Origin of the sequence: uncultured Lutibacter sp., assembly GCF_937891065.1 — a bacterium.
GTDB lineage: Bacteria > Bacteroidota > Bacteroidia > Flavobacteriales > Flavobacteriaceae > Lutibacter.
Genome location: NZ_CALAEQ010000202.1, coordinates 1 through 4,056, shown reverse-complemented (window position 1 = coordinate 4,056; position 4,056 = coordinate 1). Strand labels below are relative to the sequence as shown.

The 4,056-nt window shown below is 25.7% G+C and carries 4 protein-coding genes; 3 read left to right on the top strand and 1 reads right to left on the bottom strand.

The window, feature by feature from the left end:
* Positions 1 to 132 precede the first annotated feature (132 nt).
* The 3 genes from Q0352_RS11060 to Q0352_RS11050 all read left to right on the top strand — a co-directional run bounded on the left by Q0352_RS11060 (position 133) and on the right by Q0352_RS11050 (position 3,183).
* Positions 133 to 879 (top strand): hypothetical protein, encoded by a 747-nt coding sequence (locus Q0352_RS11060; RefSeq protein ID WP_299527455.1) that lies wholly within the window; start codon positions 133 to 135, stop codon positions 877 to 879.
* 184 nt (positions 880 to 1,063) lie between these two features.
* Entirely contained in the window at positions 1,064 to 1,453 is a 390-nt protein-coding gene (locus Q0352_RS11055) for a hypothetical protein (RefSeq protein ID WP_299527453.1), read from the top strand.
* 152 nt (positions 1,454 to 1,605) lie between these two features.
* Positions 1,606 to 3,183: a hypothetical protein gene (locus tag Q0352_RS11050; protein ID WP_299527451.1), complete on the top strand. Its 1,578-nt coding sequence runs from the start codon at positions 1,606 to 1,608 to the stop codon at positions 3,181 to 3,183.
* A 54-nt stretch (positions 3,184 to 3,237) separates the two neighbouring features.
* Here the strand turns inward: Q0352_RS11050 and Q0352_RS11045 are convergent, their stop codons facing one another.
* The gene (locus Q0352_RS11045) at positions 3,238 to 3,789 is read right to left on the bottom strand and encodes a hypothetical protein (protein WP_299527449.1); all 552 of its coding nucleotides are present in this window, start codon (positions 3,787 to 3,789) and stop codon (positions 3,238 to 3,240) included.
* Between the last annotated feature and the right edge of the window lie 267 nt (positions 3,790 to 4,056).

Genomic DNA, 4,056 nt, shown 5'->3' with positions numbered 1-4,056 from the left:
TACTTTGAACGAATGTGTTAATAATAGTTGGGCTGGATTTAAAAGTGAATGGTTAAAAAAAGATATTAAAACAAATCAATCATCTTCACAAAGTAATGAATCATTGTTAAACGTTGTAAATCCAAATAGATAATGGGAATAATAGGAGATAATTTTAGAAGGGGTTTTGATATTGAAATTCCATTAACAGAATCAGAATTAAAATCAAGAGAAATTGCTAATGGTTATTTTTCAAATTTAACTGATAAAGATAAGAAGCCATTAGAAAAAATGGATTTAAGTCTACTTAAAATGCTATTTAAAGAAACTTTTGAGTATGTAACAAGAACAAAATTACTTGTTAATAAAGATAATTCAGTTATTTATGATATTATTGCAAGATATTTTGCTAAAGATGAAAGTTTTAATGAAACTAAATTAAGCCTTAATATAGCTGATTTAAGCAAAGGTTTATTAATTATTGGTGATTATGGCTGTGGTAAGACAACTATGATAGAAACATACCAAAGAATAGCTTACAAGTTACTTCCAGAAACTTTACTATGGTTTAATAAAACAAGTTGCCTAACTGTTGTAAGTGAATATGAAACATTAGATTCTAAAGAGCAATGGCAAAAAGAGGAATTTAACAATAAATATTACAATACTAAAACGTATTATTTTGATGATTTCGGTACTGAACAAGATGCCTCAAATTTCGGTAAGAAGAATTTAATGAAAGAAATTATTGAGGAACGTTATGCAAGAGGTAAAAAAACTTATTTAACCACAAACTTAACTTTAGCACAAATAAAAGTAAAATATGGTGATAGGGTTTTTGATAGATTACAAGAAATGTTTAATATTTTTGAAATGAAAGGTAAATCCTTTAGAAAATAATTATGAAAAAAAAGAAATTTACAATAACTGATAGTCATGAGGTATTTTGCCACCACCTAAAAGAGAGCATAAAAAGTTACAGTAATAATGAGTTGGAGTTGTTTTTGGCAAAATATAAAAACAGAAATTCTTATATGGATTACTACAATATTTACGTTGAGGAATTAGAAAAAAGAAATAAATTATGAAACAAATAGTAACCTTTGATTTTGATGGAACATTAGAAAAAAAACACGTACAAGAATATGCAAAAGAATTAATTGATAGAGATATTGATGTTTGGATATTAACAACAAGATACGATGAACTTCATAAGCATAGATATAAGGCAAATCCAACTTTAGATGATTTATATATTGTTTCAGATATGTTAGGTTTGCCACGTTGTAAAATACGATTTACTTGTATGGAATTTAAAGCAATTTATCTAAAAGAAACTAATGTTATTTGGCATTTAGATGATAATTACGAAGAATTTATACATTTTAGAAAATTAAAAGTAAAAACAGTTCCAATTCAAGTTAATTCAGGAAGTTGGAGAAATAAATGTGAAAGACTACTTAAAAAAGTATAGTTATAGCTATAAAAAACACCTATTAAGTAGACATATAACTATACAAATGAGTATTATATTCCCCAAAAGTTACTATATTTGAGTAATATAATCCCAAAAAGTAAAAAAAAACATTACATTTACTAAATTAAATTTAACTTAAAAATATAATAATGAGTAAATTAACCAAAAGTGACATTAAAACAATTCTTAAATTATATAAAACTGACAAAAACATTACAAGTGTAGCAAGAAAATTTTGTTTAGAAAATGAAAACCATACTTATGATGATGGTTTAAGGAGAAGAATATCAGAACATTTAGAAAGGAGAAATTTAACAGATAACAAAACTCGTATAGAAGATTCAGAAGAATGGAAATTAGGTAAAGGTAAAAAGTTAAAGAAAAGTAAATTTTATTTAATTACCTACGAGCAAAATGAAACACCTTTACATACCAATTTTTACAATAATATTTTAGCCTATAAAAACTTTTTAAATGCTGAATTAAGTGTTATTTTAGGTAGATACAAAAACCCTACTTCTGTTTTCGCTGAAAGTAAAAATGAAAATTGGCACGAAGAAACAAAAGAATATTGGAGTGCTTCAAGACACGATATACACGATTACTTAACTTTATTGGCTGATGTTAAAATAAGCCCAACAATGAAATATCCTTTAACTGGTATTCAAGGTTTAAGTCAAGGTAAATCTATTATTGTAGGTCATCCAAAATTACATTTAAAAACAGAACCAACTTTAAATGGATATGCTAATAAAACAGTTTTAACAACTGGAGCAATTACACTACCAAATTATACTGATTCAAGACAAGGTAAAATAGCAGAAAACTCACATAAATTTGGCTTTGTAATAGTAGAAATAAGAAATGAAACTATATTCCATATTAGACAAGTAGAGGCTGATAAAGATGGAAACTTTATTGATTTAATACATAAAGTACATAACCAGGTAATAAACATAGTTGAAAATGCTGAAGGCTTAGTTTGTGGTGATTCACATGGTAATCAAATAATACCAGAAATTGACAAAGCAAATGATACAATTTGTGAGCGTTTTAATATAAAAAAATTGGTGATGCACGATGTTGTAGATGGTGAAAGTTGTAATAATCATATTCTAAAAGACCCAATTCAACAATATGAAAGACTACAAAACGATAGTCATTTAATAGAAAAAGAATTACACGAATTAAAAAATTGGCTAAAACCTAAATTAAAATATGGAATCGTAATACCAAGTGCAAATCATAATGATAGATTTGATAGAATATTACAACAAGATTGGCGTAAAGATATTGCAAATTCACTATTTTATTTTAAATATACAACTGCTGTTATGGAGAAAAAAGCAGAAAAAGGTGTTGTAGCTTATTATTTACATAACGAATTTGGCGATGAAATTACAACACTTTCAACACAAGATAGTTATATTATAGGTAAATATGAATGTGCTTTACATGGTGATAATGGAACAAACGGATCAAGAGGAAGTAATACTGGTTTTAGAAATTTAGATATTCCTATGATAGTTGCACATACACACTCTACTTATAGGGCTGATGATTTATTTTATGTTGGTCATAATATATTACCACAAAAATACGCTTCAAAAGGTGCAAGTAGTTGGAGTGTAAGTAATGTTTTAATAGCTGAAAATGGAATAGGTCAACATTTAATATTTACAAAAGGTGATTTTACAACTTTCGACTTAACATTAATTAAAAAATAATTGCTAAATACTTGATAAAAAGTCCAGTTTTTTAGTTAATAAACTGGACTTTTTCTAAAATTTAAACCCTACTCCAATACTAATATTAGGGTTGTTTTCGTAAAAATTATATCCTACACCTCCAGTAATTAACCACTTATTTTTATGAGTGTAAAAAGCATTTACTGATGTGTTTTCTAATTGTTTTGTTGGCGAAATAGTAAATATTGTACCAAAGTATAATTCACTTTTAACAATAGTTTTAACCGTTTTAGTTGTAGTTTCTTTATTGAATGTAGTTAATTTAATATCTCTTTTATAAATGTTATCAGCTAATATGGTGCTTTCAAGTACACCATTTTGCAAAGTGTCCTTATAATGATACTTTTGAACCTCTTTATTTTTATAAATTACTTTAGTGATAGTATCATTTTGTATTATTACTTCAGGAACTTTTATAAATACTTTTTCTATTTTATTTGGCTTAGTATTATCAACTATTTTAGTTATAGTATCGTATTTAATTTCAATTTTAGTAACCTCTTTAACTACTTCACTTTTAGCAAAATACAACCATAAAATAATAGCTAAAGAAATAATTAAAAAAATATTTAGTTTATTTTGCATTTTATATTAAAAGTTTTGTATATTTGACTTGCGGGTTTGCGATTTGTTTTGGTTTAATAAATATTCATTGTTTTAAATTTAGGGTTAATTTTCGCCAACTATTAATTTAGTTGGCGTTTTTTTATGTTTAAAAATTAACTCTTTTCATCCAACCGTTAAAAAATACTTCTTGCGTTTTATCATTTTCACAAATTCTAACGTAATTCATAAACTGTAAACCATTAAGTACTTTTAATAATATTTTTTTATCTACTTTATTATAAGCTA